Raw genomic sequence first — 25574 nt, 5'->3', positions numbered from 1 at the left:
GCTCATTTCGCTTTTTCAATTTCAACTTTGATAATCCCGTTAGAAAAACAAATTTAGGTACAGTCTTTGCTTTGTTATTCTCACCATTGCAAAGGAATAACTGAATGAAGATTAACCCTCAAACTGCCTTCTCGGCCAATCAGTACACATCACAGCATGAGGCACAGTTAAACAAACAGGCGCACTTCACACAGCAACTGAACAGTGCCCTGAATGCAACCGAGCGAACACAGCCGGACAACGATATTGCGGCTTCCGTTGGGGTTGATTATGAAGGTATTTCTGAACAGGCAAGAAACTACTATCAGACTGCCAAAGACAACGCCTACAAACGCGTTGATTTAAGCCAGCCAGAAAAGCAGCAGCAAATCCAGTTCTATCAGGAAACCATGAACGAAATCATGGCGATGCCAATCGAGGTCACAGTCGAACCCCACGAAGTCAACGAAGCCTTGCTGTTCAATAACCTCGGCATTGACTTTCTGGCCTACAAAGAACTCACAGTCCGTATTGACATGCTTAACCTGACAGAGCAAGAAATACACGACAACAAAGCACTTCCGGACTATGAAAAAGACAAACTGAAAGACAAAATCGATGAGCTCAAAGCCAAACTGGAAGCGGCTATCGACAACCTGCTTGGAGACAGTCAGAACAAGCCATTGGAAACCGACCCAAGCGGAAGCGCCAGTGATGTGTTTTCACTATATCAACCAACTTAAATCATGCGTGGCATTGCAGTCAATTTGTACAACACAAGGCCAACAAGCCATGCAATTGCGCTCAACGTACTATACTGAAATCATGTAGATTTGCAGATCTCTGCTGAAATTCAGCATCAGCCTGACAATGAGGTGAGTTGCAATGCATCAGTTAGTACTTTTACTGGCTCTATTTCCACTGCTAAGCTTCGGCGCAACCTATGATACGCCCGATCTGGACTGGGTAACTGAAGATTACCCACCTTTTAATTATCATATCAATGGTGAAATAGAAGGCTTATCAATACGCATTCTGGATGGCATTTACCGGGAACTAGGCTGGACTCTGGACAAAAGAGACATCATGCTGGTGCCCTGGCCAAGAGCCTACCGCATGACCATGACCTCACCTAAAACCTGTATTTTTTCTATTACTTACACTCAGGAGCGGGCCAAAATATTCCAGTTTATCGGCCCATCGATCGACAATCAGGTGGCCATGATTGGTCACAAAGAAAGCGACTACGAGGTGTCAAATCTCTCAGATCTAAAAAGCTATAAAATTGGCGTCGTAAAGAACGACATTGGCCACCAGCTACTGCGCCAGTCTGGTGTCAATAACGATAACCTTGTTTTTCTGGCCTCAGGCTTTGAATTGGTGCAAATGCTCAAGCTTAAACGAATTGACTTAATTGCTTATGGCGATATTATCGCCCGCTTTCAGTTTAAACGGGCTGGTATCGATCCGTCACACTACAGAGTCGTCCTCCCATTAGCTCGTTCCTACCTGGGGTTTGCCTGTAACAAGCAAGTAAATGCTCAGTGGGTTCAAAGTATGAATCAGGCACTGCGACGTTTACGTCGGGATGCACCTTCACTGTTTTTGCCGCAATCATATTAACGCTTTCCAGAGGAGCCAATGACACGCTTTAAATCAATACTGATTACGTCTTTTATGATCACCCTATTTGGGTTATCAATGAGTAGTACCGCCAGGACATTACAACCTGAACGTGACATTCACCCGATACCAATCACCGTCTGCTTTGAACGCTGGCGCCCCTTTAGTTTTATCGATCAAAATGGTGTTGCCCGTGGTATGGAAGTTGACCTGCTCAAAGCTGCGGCTAAATCCATAAACCGTAGCGTCGAATTCACTGAGCTTCCATTCAAACGCTGTATCGCCAATGTTAAATTTGGCAGTACCGACTTTTCGCTGCATGTTGACAAAACCGACGGGCTGGAAACGTTTTCAGACTCAGCAACATCATGGCAACTGAGTCTGGCTGTATCCGCTGACAGATTAAAAAATACAAATGATTTCAATCGTATTGATACACCCAGGATCATGCTGGCAACAGAATACCCTTATCCCAAAGCCGTATATCGAAAATTAGAAGCACTCAATGCCCGGTTAGTCAGACGTTCCTACTATGAAGAAAACGACGAGCATGCAAAAACCTTTTTTAGCATACTGGCAACAGCACGCGTCGACGCCATATTGGTCGATAAGCAATGGGCGCAGCATATGATTAAGAAGTTTAACTTGCCAGTACTGATACTGGCGCAGGACTTTCACTCAGAACCCCAGTACATAGGTTATCGGCATAGTAATGCTCGTCTTGCCAGTCAGCTTGAGGCAGCCATGGCTGCACTGCCCGATACCCTGATCCAGTCTATTAAGGGTCAATATCAATATTAATAACACATCCTTTTATGCGCTATTCGCGGCTTAATTTGATCAGTCGCTCAACCACATCAGCAGCAACCTGAGCCAAAATTGAGGCATCATGCTCGTTAAATTCCCGAGGCTCAAAATCTATCAGACACAAAGTTCCTACCTGACAGCCATTGGGATGCTTGAGTGGACAGCCTACGTAAAAGCGAATACTCAGCTCTCCTGCTACCAAAGGGTTATCAAAAAAACGCTCATCCTGCAGTGCATTATCAGCAACGAACACACCATCCTGACAGATTGCGTGGCCACAAAATGAAATATCTCGGTGTGTTTGCTCGGCATCCAGCCCAACTCTGGATTTAAACCACTGCCTGTCGCTATCCACCAGACTGATCAAAGCAATTGGTACATTGAATACGTGTGCAACAAATTCGGTGAGTCTGTCCAGCTCTGCATCGGGAAGGGTATCAAGCGCCTTTAGGTCATACAGGGTTTGCAGTCGCAGAGTTTCGTTTTCCTGAAGTGGTGGATTTTTCATCCAATTTACCAATTAACATGTGGTTTCTAAACTATAATCAAACTGCATTAAGCACACGTGCAATAGCAACTACGAACACTTGTCAGCCCAACAACAGATTAAACTCAGAGTAGCCCGAATGTGCCTAGGATGCCGAACACAATGACAGCTAATAGCCCCAACCACGCCCAGCGTCGACCTCAGGTCGTTGTTATGTGCGACAAAACAGATGAGCTGACAGGCGTAATTGAAATTGTTGAGGCGCATACGGAAGCCTACCGAATTGTGTTTCACTGGGAAGAAACAGCAGAACTCATTGTGGAAGCCAACCCTGCCATCATCATCATGGCAAAAAATGATGTCACCAGTAGTATAGAAACCTATACCGAGTTATCAAAACAAGGCTTACTCAATTATCCTCATAAAAATATACTACTGTGCGAAAACAAAGAGTCAGGCATAGCCTTTAAATGTTGTATGAAGGACATCTTTAGCGACTACTTTGTGCATAAACCTATGTATGAGAATTATCGCTTCAGAATGATTTTGCATAACGCATTGAATGAAGTGTCAGGCAGTAATAAAAATGCCCAGTTGCAGGAAGCACATTTTGGCAAAATTGATGATAAATTGCGGGGGCTTATCGATGAGGTGGCACAACATCGGGCTACATCCGCAGAAAACTTTGCCCAAACTCGCGATCAAATTGCCCAACAACAGGGACATAATGACGTGCAAAAACAAATGTTTGACCAGCTCAAAGAGCAACATATTAATCCGCTAATGGAACAGCTGGAGCATCAGCTTACCGCCAGTGTCGAGCTCCTTAAATCTCAACTAAAAGACAAGCAAGTGTCTCTCGCAGAACTATCGGCCTTGCTGACTGAAAAGCGAGTCCCTCGCAGTGTAGTGGCAGCTCAGACACAATCGGATAAACCCACTTTGGACGCGCATGAGCCCGCGTCACCCCTTTCGCAGCCCCCTGAACAGGAAACAACCAGAAAAATGCGCATTCTGGTGGTCGAAGACAATGAAATTTACCGAGAAATGCTGCTAAAAATACTTCGCGAGGAAGACCACGTTACCGAATACGCAACAACCGGCCTTGAGGCCATTAAACTTCTGAGGAAAAAGAAATTTGATATGGTGTTTATGGACCTGTTTATGCCTGAACTGGACGGCTACAACACCACCAGAAACATACGCACTTTTAAGCATTGCAAAAAACTACCGATTATTGCTTTGTCTACCAACCGCAACAAAGAGCTCATTCGTAAATGGGCAAGTCTGGGCTTAACAGGGTATATCACCAAACCCTCAACCAAGTTGGCCATTCTTAAAGCCATCGATAAAGTTCAGAGCAGTAACAACCCTGTCCACTGAAATAACAAATAAACAACAATGCCTCTGGTGCTTTCGCCCTACACTTAATACTATGAGCAGCAATGATCACAGCAGAGGTAGTTATGGGCAAAAAAACGGGCTTCATTTTTCTGATCACCTTGATCCTTGGCGCAATCCTTGTTGCAGTCTTTCGATATTATCCACACCATGATGAAGCAAGCACCCGACAAATTAACGCTATCGCGCAGCCGAATGCAAATACGCTGCTAAACTTTACGCCCCATGTGTCTAATGTGCCCAGGCCTGCAGAGTCATTTGAGTTTCCTATAGCGCTGGGCGAAACGGGCCCCATGACCAACCTCTACTCAGGTCCCAATCAATACCCTTTTTTTTGTATGACGCAAGAGTCAGAACTTGGCCAACCTCTGGTAGACAATCAGCAGGGCCTGGGGATCCCAGTCTATAGTGGCGAGCAGGTTATCGGGTACAGCAAAGACTGTTCCCTGCCGTCTCAGTTGTTTTATTTCACCCTCATTGAACAAGGTGGCAGCTTCTCTGCCGTCAGGCTTAATGAAGAGACAGCCCGCTCTCACCACTCGTCGCCTCTGTTCAGAGTAGAACAAGGCACTATCAATCGTTTTATTTACACGCTGGTCATGCCCATTTCCCGTCAGGAAGTTGGCAACAGGCAAGGTCAGTCTCAGTGGAACAAAAAATTAATTTATCAATTTAATGGCGGCTCAGGCATAGGTTATCGACAAGGCCGGCAAAAGGCCACCCGAGTGATGACCCGTCAGGCACAGCAATTACTGGATGGCTATGCAGTGATCAGCTCCAGTGGCAATAAAACCAGTTATACCTACAACATGCTGCTGGCAGAAGACACCGCCAGGCGCGTTAAACGGCAGTTTGTCAGCCTCTACGGCGAGCCACTTTATACCGTGGGCATTGGAGGCTCAGGAGGTGGGTTAGCACAATACCTGATTGGTCAAAATAGCCAGGGTATTTTAGATGGGCTAATCCCTCTTTATAGCTACCCAGACATGATCACTCAGACCACCTATGCGTTGGATTGCGATCTGCTCAATAACTACTTTACCTTTCGCGCAGACAACCCGAAAGCCTGGCGAGACTGGGAGCGAAGAAGACTAATAGAAGGTCTTAACGCGATAAATGAGTTCCCGCAAAAAGCCGGTTTTTTACAACCCCTCAATCAGCTGATGGCGGGCTTTGCGCCCTCATTCCCGGATGGTAATAGTGAATGCATCAATGGCTACTTTGGCCTGTCTGCATTTATCAATAATCCCAGACAAGGCTTTTTACGCCCTTTTTTCTCTGACGAAGTGATTGCACAAACACGCTGGAGTTACTGGCAGGATCTTAAACACATTTTTGGTACCGACGAACAAGGGTTTGGTAAAAGTACCTGGGACAATGTCGGCGTACAGTATGGACTAAATGCTTTGCGCGAGGGCCATATCAGCTTTGACGAATTTATCCACATCAACCACCACATTGGTGGCTGGAAGCCTCAGTCAGAAATGCGCCAGGAAGAAATTGCCCTGCCGCTGGGCACTCGCATACCGATATGGCTCACTTTATGGGGCAATCATAATATCACCAAGGCATCAGACGGCCCGGCATCAAGGCATAGTGGTTCAATTCCCGCTATGGAACAAGCCTATCGCTCCGGGCAAGTCTTCATCGGTAAAGTCGACTTACCGATTATTGATGCCCGCCACTATCTGGAAAACGAGCTGGACATGCATCACATGTCGGCTTCATTTTACAGCCGCGTTCGAATCGCTCAGCACAAGGGACACAGCGACAATCATGTTATCTGGGTTGCACATAAAGATCATAACCCAACAACGGCAGCCTTTGCCGCCATGGATACCTGGTTGCTCACAATGAAGCAAAATCCGCAGCTCAGTGCTGCCGCAGCCAAACCAGTGTCTTTACAGGATACCTGCTTCAACGAGGACGGCAGTATCTATGCCGCAGGCTCAAGCGTATTTGACGGACAGTGGAATAACAAACCTCAAGGTCAGTGCCAGAGCCGCTTTCCCATGTTTAGCACAAGCCGCATTCAGGCCGGTGGAGGCTGGGCAGGCGACCTATTCAAATGCGCCCTCGTAAGTGTTGAGACCGCCATCGAGAAAGGCTGGTACTTGCCTTTTAATGCGCGTGCACACCTAGATATACTTAAAAAGACTTTTCCTGAAGGGGTGTGTGACTATACCGGCCGAGACGTTGGCAGACCCAGTGATCTGTAATCGGTAAATTGATCTGCTCATCACCACACAGCGATGGTGCTATAAAGCGATGGTGCTATAAAATACGGGCCCTCATTTGGGCCTTTCCACCACGCCAGAGTACTCAGGTACTTTACAGTACCAATGGATTTAATTAAGGTACAAACAAAAACGCAAGGACTCCTAATGGAAGCACTTTTTTCATACGGGACATTACAACAGTCTCAGGTTCAGTTAGATAATTTTGGCCGGCTACTCGATGGTGAGGCAGATTATCTGGTTGGTTACCGGCTGGGGCAAGTCAGAATTACAGATCCTGAGGTGCTGAAAAGTAGCGGTAAAGCCCTCCATCCAATCTTGATCTATACTGCCAATCCTGACGACCAGGTAGCTGGTTCCGTCTTTTTTATTACCCAGCAGGAGCTGGCACGCGCTGACAGCTATGAAGTTGCAGATTATGTCAGGCAGGAAGCTAAGCTAAAGTCTGGAAAAACCTGTTGGATCTATACCGCCAGTGACAGTGCTAATATACTCAAAGAGTAACAGGCTCAGCCTGTTACTCCATACATAACATTACTCGCAAGCCTTACCACAGTTGCCAATTGTCACCTGTTTCTGGGCAAGGTAACTTGGCACACCATAGACTCGGTTGTAAGCAATAGCACCGATAAACTGATTGTTATACAACACACCCGGTGTCCAGCTGCTGCTGCTCCACGTTCCGCTAAGTGCATATTTGCTGATACGGTTCGCACCTGGTGCACTGGCATTAAATTGTCCACCCCAGCTGGGTGTAATTGTCGGTGCACTCTGGTACACGCCGATGTGCGCCTGGTGCTTGTTATAACCGTTAGCGTCTCTGTTTAGGCTAACATTCAGGTTCATACCAGTTACAAGATTGCCAATGATATTGTTGATATCAATACCCAGATAACGCTCTGCTGCGTCAACGTTACCGCGTACCCGACTATCCGCTAGAATTTCCTGCATACCAAATAGCGCACCAGGTCTTTCCAGTGAAGCGAATTGTCTTAGATTTGCCTTAATCAAATCATCCGCCTTAGCGGTTGCATAATTAGAAGCAAAGTAATTAACAAACTGGCTAACACCAGGTAAAGACAATATGCCACCAGAACAACTGACATCTACATCGCGGCCATAGCTAACATCAATGTTTTCCAACGCACCGGTATAGTAGTTGTAAGTAACTGTAGGTCTCAGATTTTCAAGACGAACGGCAACTTTGACACTTGGGCAAAATACGCCAACACCATCAAACTTCACTTTTGTATAAAAACCCAGGTTACCTACTGTCAGGCGGATCTTATAGTTATCTGTACCCGTGAAGGTTGCTGAGATATTTTTTGCATCAAGATCGACACTATAAATGTATTTTACAGCGCTCATGTTATTCAGATCGCGACGAATATCCGCTTCAGTTTCTAATTCAAGCTGTCTCATGTCTGAGAACAAGCTATCTGCCACTGAGCCCAGATTCACAGTGCGCACTTTTTGAGGTGAATTAGGGTTACCTGAAGGTTTAGTCAGTTTAAGCGTTGTTTCGCCCGCATTGGCCGATTGAGCAGCCAGGCCAGCGGCCACGCAAAGTGCTAATTTATAGTTTTGTTTCATCTACTTTTTCCTTGTTTTTTTGGTTATTAGCGCAGGCAAAAGTAGTATATGAAAACAACAATCTAACGACACTTTTGTTAAGTTTATGTTTAATTTAAAACTATAACTTTATACCGAGTAATTAAATGATAGGTCAATTTAAACTGTCTCTGCCCAATGGAGTGCCTCTGGGTAAGTAAAATAGACGGGACAGTTCAATGATAATATTTACCTTGTTTAGCAATACCATCACCAATACCGTCAAATGAAACCTTGCTGGACAGAACCGCATGAACTGGTGTTTTCCTCAGCGCAATAGGCACTTTGGCGCTAACACGGAATGTTAAAGAGCGCGCTGGCGCGCGCTCTTAGTATTTCAGTTATTCATTGCTGGTTACCTGAATAGTCTGCGCTACCTGACTGAATTGACCATCATTGTCTATCGCGACAAACACCACAATGTATTCACCCGCTGCAGGGAAAGTATGCACAGCCGTCTCGGCGCCCGATATGTAAGGCTCATTCCCCATACGCCACAAACGCTCTACGATTTCGCCATCAGGATCGTATGAAGCAGAGGAATTAAACTCACAGGTCAAACCCGTACACTGATAGTCAAATTGGACAACAGGCGGCGTCACTCCATCCAGTTCAAGCTGAACGACTTTCACATCACGATTACCATGGCTATCATCAACCTGCAGCGTCAGTTGGTAATCGCCAGCCAGGGTGTACTCAATCTCAACCTGCTCGCCATGAAATACCCTAAAGAACTGGCCGCCTTGCAACACCCAGGTGTATGTCAGTGAATCGCGATCGTCCTGCGTTGCAGAGCCATCAAAACCACAAATACCTTTTCGACAATCAGCAATAAAATCAGCCACAGGCGACTGAGTACCTGGCATAGCCTCGTTGTCTATTGTCAGGAATTTCGCATATTTAGGCCCCCACTGACCAGACGCATCCTGGGCTCGAAGGGTCAATGTATAGCGACCTTTGCGCCAACGATGTGTGTCCAGCGTATAATTGAGTGATTCACTCACAGTATCAAATGCCCCATCGGCTGCAGGCAATAGAATGCGTTTCCTGCCACGTTTGCCCTTTTTCTTGATGGTCAATTCGACTTTGCTGATTGCCTGGCTGGGTGGTAGCTGACCTGTCAGCGAAGGACCAAAAAGATCATCTGCAACAGTGGCAATTATCTCCACAGGCGTACCAGCAGGCACCGCTTCTTCTCCAGCCCCCTGCAAGCGCAAATCAAAAAATTGCGGGCCGGCAGGTAGTTTATAAGGTCGTTTTGCAACTTTAGCCGCGTAAATCAGTGCATTCAGGTTGTTTGGAAAGATCTCTCCTTCAAAGTTGGCGCAACTTTCAAAGAACTCATTGCCTAATTCAAAAGTAAAGGATGCAATACCAAGCTGCCCATATGCATATCCATCAGCACTGCCTCCGGCTTTAAATACCTCCTGAGTCTGAAACGCCCAGTATCCGTTATAAGCCGCCATTCTATGACCCATCATAGACAATTGATCCGCGTTAGGGCTCGGCGTTAGCTCACTCGACCAGGGCCACATCACAAAACGGCTGAAGCTATGCAGATCCAAAAAGACTCCCTGAGTATTGAGTGGTGCAGGATCGGTCAATTGATCGCCGCGGCGGTCTTTAAACAGCTCATGGATATAGGCTTGAATTGCCTGTGTTTCAGGCTCAGATGCGGGACTCGGCCCATGAAAGGTAGCTGCACATTGGTCATCTGTCGAGCCGCCAATGGGGGAAGCCCAGGCAAAATCGAAGTTACGATTAAGGTCAACACCACGTAATGTCTCATCCAGTGCGCAATATGCTGTATTGGTGTTCTTGCGCCAGAATTGCCCTTGCTCCGCAAGCACCCGACCGTCTGGATTTGCAATGAGCAGGATGTGGATTTCGCGTTGATCCAGGATCCAGTTAACGTCGGCATTAGTCTCACGGTTTTCAAGTAAGTACTGGGCGAATTTCAATGTGGTTGCCCCGGGTGTGTATTCACGGGCATGCAAAGCGCCCTGCATGTACAACGCCGGACGCTTACGCCACTTGTTTTTCTTTTTGTTTTTCAATACCAGGACGGTCAAGTCATGACCTCCAAGCCCCTGACTTTTCTCCCAGGATGGTCCGATATGCTTCAATTCGACAAAATCGGGATAAGTTTGCGCCAGTGTCTGTGCCATTTGTTGTGTTTCAGCCAAAGTGGGGTAACACGAGAAGTTCGGAATCCCGGACTCCTGCACGGCGCTTTGCGCACGGCTTATCGCCCCCTGCACTGCGGCTTCTGGCAGATTGCTTTCGCCTGGCTTTGAAAAAATAAGTGCACCTGCACTATGTAACTCAGCAAACTCCTGCTGAGTGAGAGAAAGCACCAGATAATTATTTGCCACCTGCAGAACAGCAGTATGAAACCGGGATAGATATTCCGCTTTTTGGGCTTCGCTGGAAAAGGCGAGCTGATAAGTTGATAAAGTGTGATTATCGGCCGGAGATGCCTGGAATTTTGCTACGTGTGGGTCGCTATGTGCCGTGGCCGCTACGCTTATTGTGCTCAGCAGAAGCATACCCAATAAGTTCTTTTTCATAGTGTTTCCTTCAGTTGTTTATGAGTGTTTAAAATCTCGCTCAAACATTTATTCCTTGTTAATTAATTTGAGGCAACTCCCCAAGTGTAAACATACAGAAATATAAAAATGCTCATTTATTATTCTTGTAGACTTAAACTAATAATCCAGATGGGTTTGTGTGAACACTAAAGATCGTTGTGGTATCGAATTAAGCCACTGGCAAACTTCGACAACCCTGCGGAGATGAATTAGCCGGACATCACCATCGTCCGGATGAAGAATGACTGCCCGACGAGGAAGCGCATGGGCGTGTTTTTTGGCAATACATGCAGCTAAACGCCGTCGCCTGACTGATCATTTAAGCATGCGCTTTTGGGATTAAAATGACAAATTTGGCACCACCACTTTGGTGTACATAGCTTATTTCGCCTTTTAGCACCTGTACCACGGAGTTATACACAATATTCAACCCAAGGCCCAGCTTACCTTGCCCAAGCTGGCTGGTATAAAATGGGTCGAACATTTGCTGCTGATCAGTTTCACTGATCCCCACCCCATTATCCTGATAAACCAATTTAATGACTTCACCTTCGTCTATAATTTCTATCGAAATGTTACCACTGGCCTGGTTAATAAACCCATGTGAGCAGGAATTATTTACTAGCTGAGACACCACTTTGAGCAGAGTTTCAGGATGAGAATATAACTGAACAGACTCACCAAATACATCCAACTCTGTTGGCTTGTCAAGGCTCTGAACTATCAACTCAGCGCGCTGCTTAAGGTATTCCAGCACGTCGAAGTGTACCGCTTCACTCGCATCGAGCGTTGCAGCAACCATTTTAAAACGCGCTATCAGTTCCGCTGCCCGACTGGAGTTGTTTGCCGTCAAAGTGAGCATCTCAGAGGCTTCTTCCAGAAATGCTTTCAACTGCCCGGCACTGAGCTTTTGATCGCTCAGTAAAGAACTGATTTCTTTTAGCTTATCTTCAAGGCAAGATGCAGAAGTAACCACCAGCCCCAGTGGCGTATTCAACTGATGCGCCATCCCGGACACCAGTGTTGTCATCGCTGACATTTTTTCGGATTCCAGTAACTGCTTTTGGGTTGCTTTCAGATTTTGCAGGGTTTCTGTTAATGCCTGATTTTTAGCCTTTATTCTGCGCATAAAGTACAAGATCAACACAACAATGATTATCGCGGCTATCAGTACTAAAACCAGTTGGTCTTTCGCCGCCTGAGTATGAAGCTGATACACCGCATTTTCTTGCGTCAGCTTTGCAATATCTCGCTCTTTCATCGCCAGGTTCATTTGAGCTGCGTAAAATGCCACACCGGTTTCAGCCTGTCTTTGCAGGAAATCAAATTTGCTCTGCATGTATAAATCCGCTGCCTGTAACGCGTTTTTCCAATCCTGAATCTGCTGATAGTAGTCAACCAGCAGCTGGTATGCGTCGACTTTTTCCTGAAATCGCTCATACTTATCACTCAATGCGATGACGTCATTAAGCAAAGGAACCAGATCTTCTTTTGCACCTTGCGCAATTTTCAATCTGACAAGTTCAATCTGAGGACCAATGCTGTCTGCCTCAGCGTTGCTCTGTTTACGCAGTTCAACCGCTGCAATCAGGTGCTGCTTTGCCAGCTCCGGTTTATCCAACGCCAAGTACGTTTTGCCTAAATTATGATGAGACCAGGAGCTGTGATAAGTCAGGTTGTGTTCTTCCCTGAGAGCCAGGCTTTTGGTATGCAATTCAAGAGCTTTATCAAACTCTCCCAGACCAAAGTAAGCCTCTCCGAGGTTATTTAGTCCGACGCCCATTTGTTGCGGTAACTCTCTGTCTCTGGCGTCCTCATAAAAACGCTCGAAGTAGACCCTGGCATCCGTAAAACGGCCCAGCTTTAGATACACATTGCCAATGTTGTTTTCGGTTTGTCTGAGATACAGTTCGGTGTCCATCAGGCCGGCCAGCCGGTAACTTTCAAGGTAGTTTTCCAGCGCCCGCTCATACATGCTCATCCGAGTAAGCGCACCGGCTGTCAAACTGTAATAACTAAACAAAATGGTGGGGTCTGACACTTCTGCGCTCATTTTTTTGCACTGAGACAGCGTCACAATGGCTTCTTCTATGTTGTCGGTTTGGATCTGAAACCAAGCTTTGCCATACAGTAGCCTGATTTTTTGTCTGGTTGAAAGTTGCTTATCGTGCCTGGTAAGCATTTCATCTGTAACTTTGATCGCAACCAACGGTGACTGCGCTGATGTGGTGCGGATCTCAGCTCTTATCTGTTCAAACTCCGCTTCTGTAAATGATGCAGCCAATACCGCATTGCTAACCAATAACCCTACCCAGATCACACACCGTATCAGCATCAAACATCCGCTCCCGCAACTGCCCTAACTTTCAAAGCATAGCAGGAAAACCCGGTGCAACACCCCACATGCTACACACGACACCCAGTCTCAAGTAAAAAATACCAGCTGAAGTTATCAGAACTAAATATGGGTTCACTATACGTCATCGGTATTCGAGCCTGTTAAAAGTTGCGCGCAACAACTCGTTCAACGCATCGGAATTCACTTCACGCTTTCTATTTTCGCCGAAAAGGTTTCGTGACGAGCCAACTCCGATTCGATGAACCTGTTGATTACAGGTATTGCCGGCCCCATCACTTTTTCTTATGCGCGTATATAAAGCGTACGTCATAATCACTGTTTGGGCTCGCAACCACCCATGCCCGGCTCCCGGATTCAACGGAGAATAACACTTTGACATCGTGTTCTAGTTCCGCTGCGGCAATACAGCGCATGATCTCGGCGTTGATATCCGCATTTATTGCTGTTGTAACCAGATGTTGTTCACTGCTGTTTTTATCGATTCTGCTTACTGTCATTCATCAAAGGGATTTGGCCCCAACCACAATCTTCCAGCGAGTCTCTGTCTCTTGTTGTACATCTATATCAATGTCCAGAAATTGCCTGATCACAGTAATATTGGTTCTGGTGTGCAAACTTGGCTCTGTGGTGGTAAATTCTCCTCCACCCGCTAACGCCATTGGCACTAAGAGCTGATCCGCCAGATAGGCATCAACTGCCGCACCGGATCTTAAAAACTGCTTAACTCTGCCTGCACAACGCTTGGCTACCCGCTCTGCTGAAACCCCCAGTTCACCTGTTTGCTCGAACACACAAGTATTGCGGTCACCTTTGATTTTGATCTGAAAGCTATTACCCCGACCATTTGTTTGATGTTGCTCAACGTTACTTTCAGCATCTTGCCAACCCAGCGCTTTTCGTGCCGCCGCAATTTCCTTCTGACCGATAGAGTCTGGTAAATCACTCATAAGTGCCTTAAAGCCACAGCGCTCCTGACGCAACTCAACCTGGCCGTCCACGCTCGTTAATGCCATAGGCTTAAAAGCCGCTGCAGGCTCAATCGTCAATTGCCAGTGGCCACCACCAGCTGGGTAAAAGCCAAGAGTGCGGGTTTGCGTCTGAGTGGTTACCCCCATCTCCCTCAAGACCGGCAGGTAAGACTCTTTAAAAAAACACAAAGAGGGTGACATACCATTGTGCGTTCCTCCTTCAAAGGTGACACTTGAGGGCTTATCCGCCAGGGCCAATACTGGTAAAATGGTCTGGCATACCAACACCGTACTGCCAGCGGTCCCTATCGCAAAATGATAAACTCCTGCTTTTACTTTTCCTGGTGTAAATCGGATCCGGCTCGCCCCTAGTTCAACCCCTTCTGTCGTAGCATCACAAATTTGCTGTGCAGCCTTCACAGAAGTAAGATGCTGACGCAACAGCCCCGGCCTGTTTCTATTTGCTCTGATGTTGTTGAGCTCAATTGGTGTATTAGTCAGTATCGACAAAGAAAGCGCGGTTCGTAACACTTGCCCACCGCCCTCTCCCTGTGCGCCATCAATCTCTAAAAATTGCATTTTCTCTCCTGCTTACCCTTTCACACAAACGACTTGCTTCAGGGTATAAACCACTTCAACCAGATCTTTTTGCGCGTCCATTACTTTTTCTATATCTTTATAGGCGTGCGGTATCTCATCAATGACCGCTTCGTCCTTACGACACTCTACGCCCTGAGTCGCTTCAATTTGATCTTTTACGCTGTACACTTTTTTTGCTTTAGTTCGGGACATTACTCTGCCGGCACCATGACTACAGCTATTAAAACTCTCTGGATTACCCAGTCCTCTGACAATAAAAGAACGTGCCCCCATACTTCCCGGTATAATACCCATCTCTCCTTTTTCAGCCCTCACAGCCCCTTTGCGAGTCACGAAACACGCTTTACCAAAATGTTCTTCTCGAGAGATGTAGTTGTGGTGGCAATTAACGGCCAACTCAGCGGTAGAAAACTCAACCGGAATTGCTTTGCGCAGCGCGGCAATCGCATTAAGCATCATGATCTCGCGATTTTTCCTGGCAAAATCCTGCGCCCATTCCACTGCTTCCACATAATCATCAAAATATTCGCTACCTTCGGATAAGTAAGCTAAATCCATATCTGGCAGATTGACCTGATGCCGTTCCATCTCTTTTTTAGCCAGTTCGATGAAATAAGTGCCGATACGGTTTCCTACTCCACGACTTCCTGAGTGGAGCATAATCCACACGGCGTTGTTTTCATCCAGACACAACTCCAGGAAGTGATTGCCAGTGCCCATTGTACCTAAGTGATTTACATGATTACTCCGACGTATAGCCGGATGCTTTTCACAGATCCGCTCAAACCTTGCTTCAAGCGTTTTCCATTGCGCAGCAACGACTTCAGGGATTGCATGCCAGGCTCCCCTATCTCTTTGCCTGCGCTTGTTGCCCGTTCTACCATGGGGTATTGCGGCCTCAAAGGCATGACGAATACCTGATAAATTATCCGGAAGTTGACTGGCTGTCAGTGTGGTTTTTGTTGCCACCATGCCGCACCCAATATCCACGCCAACCGCAGCCGGGATCACGGCATCAACCGACGGTATCACACTCCCTATTGTTGCTCCCTTGCCCATATGCACATCGGGCATCACCGCAATGTGCGAATGCACCATTGGCATACTGGCTATATTTTTTAATTGTTGTTGTGCTTGCTCTTCAAACGGCACCCCTTTAGTCCATGCCTTAATGGTGGCCATGCCCTCATTTTCTATTACGTTGTAATTTCTACTCATGTTATTTTCCTGATATCTGTCATACGTTTTAGCGTCAGTGCACTAGAGCATCAACGACATAAGCGAGTTTGTCGTCCGGATATATCTCTTCGAAGCTCAGCGACCAGTGTGATATGTAAATCACCGCCATTAAACATTGAACCTATACATATCAAGCTATGTGCCAATGCATCGCATCGCAAAGAAAAAATCATAAACCATTGTTTTTAAATCACTTAAAACTCAACTAACGACTCAACCCATTATCACAGTGGTACTTATTGAGAATAAAAAGTAGAATTTAAGATATAAAAATATCTATATAGATACATCAATATGAGCAAAAAGACGATTGCTGTTAGCCTGATTGGTTCACAACTGGACTTTGTTGGTAAGCGAGTTGACCGATGGTCCAAGTGGCGACCCAACATAAGCTTGTGTAGCCAGGAACATCTCGTTATCGATGAACTACACCTGTTACATGACAACCACTCTGAGCGTTTAGCAATTAATGTTGCGGTAGACATAGAAAGTATCTCTCCGGAAACCCAGGTCCAGTTGTATAACATTAACTTTATTGACCCCTGGGACTTTGAAGAGGTCTATGCCAAACTATATGACTGGTGCCAGCAACAGACGTACGATACAGACAATAACGAGTATCTGTTCCACATCACAACAGGTACGCACGTTGTGCAGATCTGTAGTTTCCTGCTAACCGAAAGCCGTCACTTTCCGGGCCGCTTGATCCAGACTTCGCCGGACAAGGCGAATCACAACAAGTCAATCGGGCGTATTCAGATCATTGACTTAGATCTCTCCAAATATGATCAGCTTGCTACCCGGTTCGACCATGAACACCTTGAAGGTAAAGAATTTCTCAAAGGGGGCATTCAGACTAAGAACAAGGGCTTCAACCAACTCATTACGCAAATAGAGAAAGTTGCTATTCGTTCCTGTGACCCCATGTTATTGACCGGGCCAACCGGAGCAGGTAAAAGCCAGCTGGCCACTCGGATCTTTCAGCTCAAGAAGCGAAGGTCGAAATTAAAAGGCGATTTGATCTCAGTAAACTGCGCGACATTGAAAGGTGAAAATGCCATGGCTGCCCTATTTGGCCACACCAAGGGGGCATTTACAGGTGCGCAAAAAGAACGCAGCGGCTATCTGCTCAGTGCCGATCAGGGCATGTTGTTTTTAGACGAAATTGGCGAGCTGGGTTTAGAAGAGCAAGCCATGTTGCTTCATGCGATTGAAAATAAGTCCTTTCACCCTGTTGGCAGTGACAGCACAGTCAACAGTGACTTCCAGTTAATCGCGGGCACCAACAAAGATTTGAGGCTTGAAGTCGCGAAAGGCCGCTTCAGGGAAGATCTGCTGGCACGTATCAACCTTTGGACCTTTAAGTTGCCGGCACTGCGCGAGCGCCTGGAGGATATTCCGGCTAATATTGATTATGAACTTGACATATATGCTCAGAAAAACACACAACGAGTACAATTTAACAAAGAAGCCAGACTGGCATTTGAACAGTTTGCAATGTCACATGAAGCACTTTGGTCTGCTAATTTTCGGGATCTGAGCTCTGCAATTACCCGCTTGTGTACCCTGGCCGATTCTTCCCGTATTTCAATCAATGATGTGAATGGAGAAATTCACAGGCTCGCAAGTGCATGGCAAAACACCGAAGAGAGAGCTGGCCCGAACTTACTATCCAACTACCTCTCTGAGGAACAAATCTCATCACTTGATAACTTTGATATTCAACAACTTAATCACGTACTTTCGGTTTGCAAACGTCACGCTAGTATGGCGTCTGCCGGTCGAGAACTGTTTAATGTAAGCCGAACTAAAAAATCACAGGCGAATGATTCGACCCGATTACAGAAATACTTAATCAAGTTTGGGTTAACCTGGTCTCAGTTACACTAAATTAGAGCATTACGCTGGTGTGGAGCATAATATTGCGCCATTCAATGGCACGAGTCCACACCCAGCAATGTGTTCAAAAATTCACGTTGTTTGTTTTAAAATGTAAAACACCATGTTTTCTTTTGCAGTTCGTGATTAGAATGAAGCCAGTAATGACTCAAACCTGTAAGGGACAACATGAATTCTTTTAAATTTTCTATCCTGGCGTTGGCGTGCTCGACACTGCTGGCGTGCTCAACAGAAACGACCAACTCAGAGAACGTAAAAACAGAGGCCATCTGGTCTAAAATTTATGTCACAACAACAGGTGAAACGTCTCGGGTTATCGCAGAGCTTAATATTGATGGTCCAAACGGTAACAATATCAGACTGACTGCAAATGATAAGCTGGTAGCAAGAGCGGCCAATATCAGTCAGGTTATGAGCGAAGAAGACGAGCTCTTTGACGTGGACTACCGCGCAATTTTTGATGTGACGTCAGGTGGCACTCAGTTTACAGTCGACTTTACCAGAGGGTCAGAAAACAAAACGCTGACCACAACCATGAACTTACCTCGCCCGTTTAACATCATTACCCCGCAAAAAAACCAGTCTTTTTCGCTGAATGACGAACTCACACTGACCTGGACGCCAGGTACAGAAGATGACACAAAATTTGAAAGTAAACTCACAATTGAATGTAAGAAAAACGATGGCGACAGTATTTTTGTTTACGTCAATAACGAGCAGCTCACTGACGATGGTACGCTGGTGATTGACCTCAATGCAATCGAAGAGTTAAAGGATACCGCTATCAATACCCGCCAGGAATGCAGTGCAGAGTTTTACCTTGCCCGCACCCGGGCAGGTACAGTGGACTCAAGCTATGCCAGCGGCAGTTCTGCGAAAGCCGTTCAGGAACGTTACTCTGATAAATTTGAAATTCGCCTGAGAAACTAAACCTCGCAGGGCTGACCACTGAAAGCCGTGCCCTGCTCTACTCAGCATTTCGAGCGTACCCTTATCAGGTGGTCTGAGGTGCTGAGCTAGATTTTTGCTCAGAAACACGGCAAACTGCTGGTTTTAGGCTGTATGTAGTGTGTCTATGCGTTTTACGTTTTTATTCGTTTTTATTGTTGCTCTGATACCCTTATCCGGCCATACCACAACCATTCGTTTTGTCGCAGAGGACCTCCCTCCATATCATTATCTGGACCCAACAGGTAAGCCCACAGGTGCCTTAGTTGAGGTTGCCAGACAATTGCTCGCACATACCGGATTGCAAGGCCAAATAGAGATCATGCCAATGGCACGTGCGCTGCATGAAATGCGGGCAAAAGACAATACCCTGCTGTTGTCCTGGTTAAAGACCCCGGAACGTGCTCAAAACTATCGATTTCTGGGTGTCATGTGCCACGCTCAGGCCTACTTAATTGGCCTCAAAGACCGCTCCTTTTCTCTTCAGGATTTAAACAGTGCCAGGCAGCATCGCGTTAGCACCATTCGCGGGTATTACAGTGAACGATTTTTACGCGCTGCTGGCTACTCAGAAGATCACGAGTTAGTCCTGGTCTCACACTACCAGACCTTGTGGCACATGCTGTTCAAAGGGCGCACTGATTTGGTACTGACCAACGCACAAACCATCAACAAAGAGCTCAGTGCACTGGGGTTGCCAGCTGAGCAGGTTGAACGAAAGTTGGCTGTGCCTGCTTTTCCTTCGGAGCTACACCTGGCAACCAGTCTGGACTTTAACCAGCAACAGGCCGACCAGCTGATGAGCGCACTGGCAAGCCTGAAAGACTCCGGAAAATATCAACAAATTCTTTCCCAGTGGCAGCTCAATTAAACGCTTTTGGCATTAAAAACCAGGCATTTTAGACTGCTGTCCTCATTGATGTCTGGAAATTCTGGCGGATTTGGCAACCTTGATTCAAATTGCATCTGTGGTGCTTCCCTGGCCATTTCGTCTATTAAAAACTGAGCACTCACATCAGGAGAATTGACGCATGCCAGCACACTCCCCTGCTCAGTCAGTAAATCACCCAGACGTCTTAAAATCCGTTGATAATCTTTTGTCAGCGCAAAACTGCCCTTCTGAAAGCTAGGAGGATCAATGATGATTAAATCATAGGGGCCCAGTTTTTTCACTTTGCCCCAGGATTTAAACAATTCGTGACCAAGAAACGACACCTTACTTATATCATGACCATTTAGCTGGTGGTTTACTTTGCCCTGTTTCAGTGCAGCTTTCGACATGTCGAGATTCACAACATGCTCAGCATTTCCTTCCAACGCGGCAACTGAGAAGCCACAAGTGTAAGAAAACAAATTCAGCACTCGCTTGCCGTCAGACTGTTCTTTCACCCACTGGCGTCCCAGTCGCATGTCTAAGAACAACCCCATATTTTGCTTGGCCCCCAGAGACAAGCCAAACTTCAGGCCTTGTTCGTTTACAACAGGCATGGCTAAAAGCTCACCATATACCAGATCAACAGGCGCACCACTGGCATACCGGTGTTGCAGTATCACGGCTGACACCCGCTCAGCCCATGGCTGAGACTCAACCAGCTTCAGTAATTCAGATCTAAGCGCATCAAGCCATTGCTGATCATGTTGTTTAAATAATGAGATCAGGAGTTGCCCCTGAAGCCAATCTACCGTGATTTGTTCCAGCCCTGGATAACAACGACCGCGGCCATGAAAAAGACGACACACTTCATTGGGTAATGTCTGTTGAGAAAGGTGGTGCAATAAGGTGGAAAGTGGTGTGGCTGTCATTTACTTTGCGTATTTTTCAATATTGACCCTTATTTTACTTGGGTTTCTTTGCCTGATGCAAATAACAAAAAAGCCCGGCTCAAATCGGCCGGGCTTTTACTACTAAAGTTGTTCAAATACTACTGTTTAACACAATATAGACGCGCTTTAGATGAGCAACTCATGTTACTTTGCGATACCCAGTCAGAAGAGAGTGAGCCAGCAATGCCTGTCATAGCGCCCTCAAATGAGTAGAGATCAAAAGACGACTCACTAGTCCAGCCATTGCATACATCCCAATGCACTGTAGTGCCCAGAGCAGTCATATTGGTCCATACGCGTGATCCGGATACATCGTTGCCTTTTTCATCATAGACAATTCCAGACAGCAATGGCACCGAACGGGTATTCCATAAATCTGCACCGGAGTTTGCAATTAAATCTCCATTAATGCTATAGACACTAAGAGAGCTGTTAACTTTGGAACTTGCAGAACTCAATAGCGCTTTGTATGTTCCCGCTGGCACCTTAGAATCAACCCCATTGGCCAAATTGTTACAGATGTTATCTGCCCCTGTGACGCCTCCCATAGCTGCTGTGTGCTCTGTACTTGTTACAAACATAACATTTTTAACACTCGGTGCATCGCCTTTGAGTAATAAGGACCAACGCTGTGTATCCAGAATTGGCGATTTAGCAGAGCTTGTTGCTGCAATGCTCTGAGTTGCAACATAAAGGCTGTTGTTAAATTCTACACGTGCAACCTCTCCGGTTTGGTAAGCATGCTCAGAAGACCAAGCTAGCTTGGTTGGTGTGAACTTAAGCGTCGATGCAAGAGCCGTCAACATATCAGCCTGATTTGCCTTAGCGGCCATTGCTGTATCAACATCAGTTTGGTTCGCCTTCGCAGCCAGTGCAGTATCCACATCGCTCTGATTTGCCTTCGCAGCCAGTGCTGTGTTTACATCACTCAGGTTTGCCTTCGCAGCCAGTGCAGTATCCACATCGCTCTGGTTTGCCTTCGCAGCCAGTGCTGTGTTTACATCACTCTGGTTTGCTTTCGCAGCCAATGCAGTATCTACATCGCCCTGATTCGCCTTTGCAGCCAATGCTGTATTTACATCACTTTGATTCGCCTTAGCCGCCAGTGCTGTGTCTACATCACTTTTATTCGCTTTGCTTGCCAGCGCTGTGTTTACATCGCTTTGGTTCGCTTTGCTCGCCAGTGCTGTGTCTACATCACTTTGATTCGCTTTGCTCGCCAGCGCGGTATCTACATCACTTTGGTTCGCCTTAGCCGCCAATGCTGTGTTTACATCACTTTGATTCGCTTTGCTCGCCAGCGCGGTATCTACATCACTTTGGTTCGCCTTAGCCGCCAATGCTGTGTTTACATCACTTTGGTTCGCTTTGCTCGCCAGCGCGGTATCTACATCACTTTGATTTGCCTTTGTAGTCAAGGCCTGAGTTAGTTGAGTTGCGGTCGCATAGCTGGACAGCATTTGCGTTACGTCAGAGTTTAGCGCAAAGGTCTCGAAATTTGGTAGTTCAGCACGTTTAACCAGCTGTTCTTCGTCATAATCTACGCCTTTAGCCAGAATAGACCACGGCTGCTGAATATTACCTTGAGAATCCATAGGCGGAACACCTATGACTTCCTGAGTCGCTATGAATGCACTGCCCATGTAGCTGATCACGTCTCCCGCTACATACTCTGTGGTTAGCAAGTACCCAGACGCAATAAAGTTAATGCCCGTTGACCCCTTAGCAACTAACAGATGCCAGCTTTGTACATCCTCAACAGGTGACATATTAGTACCATCGGTCGCTGCCACTGCGACAGACGCTATATACGCACTGCCCTGGAATGTAACGACATCATCAATGTCATAGCCAGACTGAGCACTCCATACGCCTTTTACTTGCAACCCTTTCTCGCCAGGAGCACCATCCTTACCAGGGGCACCATCTTCACCGTCTTTACCTGGGGCACCATCTTCACCGTCTTTACCTGGAGCGCCATCTTCACCGTCTTTACCCGGGGCGCCGTCAACACCATCTTTACCTGGTGCACCGTCTTTACCAGGAGCACCATCTGCGCCCGGCGCACCATCGCTGCCATCAACGCCATCTTTACCCGGCGCACCGTCTTTACCATCTAAACCGTCTTTACCCGGCATGCCAGAGCCAATGCCAGCAAACAGAGACAGCCAGTCATTAGAAAGTGCTGGGGCAGGGTTAACCGTACCAGATTCTTCGGTTGCTAATATATCGACTCGCGCAATATAGGCTTGTCCTTCGTGTACAACCACGTCATCCGTACTGTAGGCCGATTCTGCTGACCAATCACCTTTGATAGTCAGACCTCGATCACCTTTTTCACCTTTTTCACCCTGGTCACCTTTTTCACCTTGGTCACCTTTCTCACCGCGTTCGCCCTGTTCACCCTGGTCACCTTTATCACCCTTATCTCCTTTATCGCCCGGGTCACCTTTTTCGCCACGCTCACCTTGCTCGCCACGGTCACCTTTGTCGCCCTGCTCTCCTTTATCTCCCGGGTCACCTTTTTCGCCGCGTTCACCTTGTTCGCCCTGCTCTCCTTTGTCGCCCTTATCTCCTTTATCACCAGGGTCGCCTTTTTCGCCGCGCTCACCATTCTGACCATTTACGCCATCCTGACCAGGTAGACCATCTTTACCGTCTTGGCCATCCAGGCCATCTTTACCTGGCATGCCAGAACCGACTCCCGCGAATAGAGATAACCAGTTATTAGAAGTTGCAGGCGCCTCGTTAATTGAACCCGATTCCTGCGTCGCGATGATATCTACCCGAGCGATATATGCTTGTCCTTCATGAACAACAACATCATTTGCGCTATACCCGGATTCCGAAGACCAATCGCCTTTAACAGTCAGGCCACGATCACCTTTTTCGCCTTTCTCACCTTGCTCGCCTCGGTCTCCCTTCTCGCCTTGATCGCCTTTTTCACCCTGATCGCCTTTCTCACCGCGATCGCCTTTTTCACCTTGATCACCTTTAGCACCCTGGTCACCTTTCGCGCCCGGGTCACCTTTCTCACCGCGGTCGCCTTTTTCGCCTTGTTCACCTTTGGCACCCTGGTCGCCTTTCGCACCCGGGTCACCTTTCTCACCGCGTTCACCCTGCTCGCCTTGGTCACCTTTGGCACCTGGCTCACCTTTTTCGCCCGGGTCACCTTTTTCACCGCGTTCGCCTTGCTCCCCTTTAGCACCCGGGTCGCCTTGTTCACCATTGGCACCCTGTTCACCTTTCGCGACGAGTAACAACCAGCTATCTGTTGCTATTTCCGGAGACAAGTTAATACTGCCAGCCTCTTCTGCTGACGGGATATTCGCTATCGCAACGTATGCGCTGCCATTGTAAAGCGCAACATCATCAGTGGCATAAGCATCCTGTTGCGACCAAACGCCGCGGATCTGAAGCCCTTTATCACCTTTTTCACCCGGGTCACCTTTTTCACCAGGCTCACCCTTTTGACCCGGTTCACCTTGGTCACCTTGGTCACCTTGCTCACCTTTCTCGCCCTGCTCTCCTTTCAGACCAGGCTCACCTTGCTCACCTTTTTCACCCGGGTCACCTTTCTCACCTTGTTCGCCTTTTTCACCCGGGTCACCTTTTTCACCCTGGTCACCTTTCTCTCCATTGGCGCCATCAATGCCATCTTTTCCATCAACGCCAGCTTCGCCTTGCTCACCTTTAGCAACCAACTGTAACCATTGAGCTGCAACATCCGGCGAAGGGTTTGCTTCACCGCCTTCTTCTACTGCTGCAACATCAGCAATGGCAATATAAGCACTTCCATTAAAGCTAACTAAATCGTCCACAACGTAGGCAGCAAGCTCTGTCCAGGCACCTTTAACCTGAAGGCCTTTGTCACCTTTTTCGCCCTGCTCCCCTTGTTCACCTTGGTCGCCCTTCTCGCCCTGGACGCCTTGCTCACCCTTTTCACCTTGATCACCTTTCTCACCTTTGGCTCCATCAAGACCGTTGGCACCCGGCGCACCATCCTGGCCATCAGCACCATCTTTACCGTCAGCGCCATCTGCACCATCAATACCGTCACGACCATCGGCACCAGGTTCACCTTTTAAACCAACGGTAGAACCAACCCACTCGCCGTTCTCATTAATCACAGGGATCCCTGCAACTGAAACTTGCGTCGCATCAACAGAACCTTTTACTGATCCAGATACATCGGCGTAGTATGCGCTAGGCACAGCATCAATTCGCAAACGAGGAGACATTTCAATATCGTCTCCAACCTTAATGCCCAGCTCGAGTTCTGTATTTTGGAAAATAGCAGCATCAATGTCATTGTTCTCACCGAGGCGAACACTGTATTGGCCATCTACAACCTGAACTTCCCTGACTTCCTGCCAGAGATTTTGATCGTTTGCATAAAGCGTAAATGTGATGGTCAGTGTATCGTTAACTACTTCTTGAGTATTTGAGTTGGTCAACGTACCCTGGTGGTTTAATTGAGCTGAAATTGCAGGCATAGAAATAGCACTGGCAGCAGCAATCATCGCGGCTAACGCGTTAACTTTAAACATAATATCCCTTAAAAGTTAGTCTAGAGCAGTTTGAGCATTGTCTAATTGGAAATTGTTGGAACTCGCTTTCTGAATCACGATAACCGTTGAAGCTTTTAAATCATGACGTCCTGATGAAGCGTTTTGAATAACAGGCTGGGCTTGTGCCGTTTGGGATACAGTATGTATCGCCTTTCCTGGAGTAGGGTTTGGTTTGGGATCAGGTTTTACAACACCAGTGTCTTTTCCATCTAGCGGTGCCGTATCTTTACTGTCTCCTGACCCACAAGCTGAAAGCGATGCAACCATTATCACCGCCAACAACAATGAAGGTAAATCCTTAGTCATTTTCTTCTTCCTGAAATTAGTATTATTTTTAAATTTGGAACTATTGTCGGTCCATAGATCAAACGCAGTCTATCAATACACTTTATAACAAACAACATTTTTTTCTTTTTTTACAGAACCTTAA

At 46.9% G+C, this 25574-nt stretch carries 19 protein-coding genes; 9 read left to right on the top strand and 10 right to left on the bottom strand.

Annotated elements, in window-relative coordinates:
* Positions 1 to 104 precede the first annotated feature (104 nt).
* The 3 genes from QNM19_RS04885 (at position 105) to QNM19_RS04875 (ending at position 2403) form a co-directional block, all read left to right on the top strand.
* The gene (locus QNM19_RS04885; protein WP_049863707.1) at positions 105 to 722 is read left to right on the top strand and encodes a hypothetical protein; all 618 of its coding nucleotides are present in this window, start codon (positions 105 to 107) and stop codon (positions 720 to 722) included.
* A gap of 142 nt (positions 723 to 864) precedes the next feature.
* On the top strand, positions 865 to 1602 hold the full coding sequence (locus QNM19_RS04880) for a substrate-binding periplasmic protein (protein ID WP_049863706.1): 738 nt from the start codon (positions 865 to 867) through the stop codon (positions 1600 to 1602).
* 18 nt (positions 1603 to 1620) lie between these two features.
* The gene (locus QNM19_RS04875) at positions 1621 to 2403 is read left to right on the top strand and encodes a substrate-binding periplasmic protein (RefSeq protein WP_284026410.1); all 783 of its coding nucleotides are present in this window, start codon (positions 1621 to 1623) and stop codon (positions 2401 to 2403) included.
* 19 nt (positions 2404 to 2422) lie between these two features.
* Here the strand turns inward: QNM19_RS04875 and QNM19_RS04870 are convergent, their stop codons facing one another.
* On the bottom strand, positions 2423 to 2917 hold the full coding sequence (locus QNM19_RS04870) for a GAF domain-containing protein (protein WP_284026409.1): 495 nt from the start codon (positions 2915 to 2917) through the stop codon (positions 2423 to 2425).
* A 141-nt stretch (positions 2918 to 3058) separates the two neighbouring features.
* Between QNM19_RS04870 and QNM19_RS04865 the strand changes: the two genes are divergently transcribed.
* The 3 genes from QNM19_RS04865 to QNM19_RS04855 all read left to right on the top strand — a co-directional run bounded on the left by QNM19_RS04865 (position 3059) and on the right by QNM19_RS04855 (position 7038).
* Positions 3059 to 4279 (top strand): response regulator, encoded by a 1221-nt coding sequence (locus tag QNM19_RS04865; protein WP_049864493.1) that lies wholly within the window; start codon positions 3059 to 3061, stop codon positions 4277 to 4279.
* Between the two features lie 62 nt (positions 4280 to 4341).
* The gene (locus QNM19_RS04860) at positions 4342 to 6516 is read left to right on the top strand and encodes a DUF6351 family protein (RefSeq protein ID WP_284026408.1); all 2175 of its coding nucleotides are present in this window, start codon (positions 4342 to 4344) and stop codon (positions 6514 to 6516) included.
* A 165-nt stretch (positions 6517 to 6681) separates the two neighbouring features.
* Positions 6682 to 7038, top strand: a complete 357-nt coding sequence (locus QNM19_RS04855) for a gamma-glutamylcyclotransferase family protein (RefSeq protein WP_049864492.1) — start codon at positions 6682 to 6684, stop codon at positions 7036 to 7038.
* A gap of 30 nt (positions 7039 to 7068) precedes the next feature.
* Here QNM19_RS04855 and QNM19_RS04850 read toward each other — a convergent pair whose 3' ends face one another.
* The 6 genes from QNM19_RS04850 to QNM19_RS04825 form a co-directional block, all read right to left on the bottom strand.
* Positions 7069 to 8127, bottom strand: coding sequence for a hypothetical protein (locus QNM19_RS04850; protein ID WP_049864491.1), 1059 nt, complete (start codon positions 8125 to 8127; stop codon positions 7069 to 7071).
* Positions 8128 to 8486: 359 nt separating this feature from the next.
* Positions 8487 to 10715, bottom strand: coding sequence for a M14 family zinc carboxypeptidase (locus QNM19_RS04845; RefSeq protein ID WP_284026407.1), 2229 nt, complete (start codon positions 10713 to 10715; stop codon positions 8487 to 8489).
* Between the two features lie 340 nt (positions 10716 to 11055).
* Complete coding sequence (locus QNM19_RS04840) at positions 11056 to 13071, bottom strand: tetratricopeptide repeat-containing sensor histidine kinase (RefSeq protein WP_049864488.1); 2016 nt, start codon at positions 13069 to 13071, stop codon at positions 11056 to 11058.
* A gap of 296 nt (positions 13072 to 13367) precedes the next feature.
* Positions 13368 to 13592 (bottom strand): DNA polymerase beta superfamily protein, encoded by a 225-nt coding sequence (locus QNM19_RS04835; protein WP_049864487.1) that lies wholly within the window; start codon positions 13590 to 13592, stop codon positions 13368 to 13370.
* 3 nt (positions 13593 to 13595) lie between these two features.
* Positions 13596 to 14642: an RNA 3'-terminal phosphate cyclase gene (gene rtcA / locus QNM19_RS04830; RefSeq protein WP_049864486.1), complete on the bottom strand. Its 1047-nt coding sequence runs from the start codon at positions 14640 to 14642 to the stop codon at positions 13596 to 13598.
* A gap of 12 nt (positions 14643 to 14654) precedes the next feature.
* Positions 14655 to 15881: an RtcB family protein gene (locus QNM19_RS04825; protein WP_049864485.1), complete on the bottom strand. Its 1227-nt coding sequence runs from the start codon at positions 15879 to 15881 to the stop codon at positions 14655 to 14657.
* Positions 15882 to 16196: 315 nt separating this feature from the next.
* Here QNM19_RS04825 and rtcR point away from each other — a divergent pair, with 315 nt between their 5' ends.
* The 3 genes from rtcR to QNM19_RS04810 all read left to right on the top strand — a co-directional run bounded on the left by rtcR (position 16197) and on the right by QNM19_RS04810 (position 19620).
* Positions 16197 to 17792 (top strand): RNA repair transcriptional activator RtcR, encoded by a 1596-nt coding sequence (gene rtcR, locus QNM19_RS04820; protein WP_284026406.1) that lies wholly within the window; start codon positions 16197 to 16199, stop codon positions 17790 to 17792.
* Positions 17793 to 17969: 177 nt separating this feature from the next.
* A complete protein-coding gene (locus QNM19_RS04815; protein WP_049864484.1) occupies positions 17970 to 18731 on the top strand; it encodes a hypothetical protein in 762 nt (253 codons plus the stop codon).
* Between the two features lie 145 nt (positions 18732 to 18876).
* The gene (locus QNM19_RS04810) at positions 18877 to 19620 is read left to right on the top strand and encodes a substrate-binding periplasmic protein (RefSeq protein ID WP_082225430.1); all 744 of its coding nucleotides are present in this window, start codon (positions 18877 to 18879) and stop codon (positions 19618 to 19620) included.
* On the opposite strand, the gene QNM19_RS04805 is transcribed toward QNM19_RS04810, so the two are convergent.
* The 3 genes from QNM19_RS04805 to QNM19_RS04795 all read right to left on the bottom strand — a co-directional run bounded on the left by QNM19_RS04805 (position 19617) and on the right by QNM19_RS04795 (position 25450).
* On the bottom strand, positions 19617 to 20552 hold the full coding sequence (locus QNM19_RS04805) for a class I SAM-dependent methyltransferase (protein ID WP_284026405.1): 936 nt from the start codon (positions 20550 to 20552) through the stop codon (positions 19617 to 19619). The two genes, QNM19_RS04810 and QNM19_RS04805, sit on opposite strands and share 4 nt — an antisense overlap.
* A 119-nt stretch (positions 20553 to 20671) precedes the next feature.
* Positions 20672 to 25123, bottom strand: coding sequence for a hypothetical protein (locus QNM19_RS04800; RefSeq protein ID WP_284026404.1), 4452 nt, complete (start codon positions 25121 to 25123; stop codon positions 20672 to 20674).
* A gap of 15 nt (positions 25124 to 25138) precedes the next feature.
* A complete protein-coding gene (locus tag QNM19_RS04795; protein ID WP_049864482.1) occupies positions 25139 to 25450 on the bottom strand; it encodes a hypothetical protein in 312 nt (103 codons plus the stop codon).
* Positions 25451 to 25574: the final 124 nt, after the last annotated feature.

The sequence above is a fragment of the Pseudoalteromonas ardens genome, assembly GCF_030125445.1.
GTDB lineage: Bacteria > Pseudomonadota > Gammaproteobacteria > Enterobacterales > Alteromonadaceae > Pseudoalteromonas > Pseudoalteromonas ardens.
The sequence above is the reverse complement of the archived record's forward strand: the minus strand, read 5'-3'. Positions and strand labels throughout refer to the sequence as shown.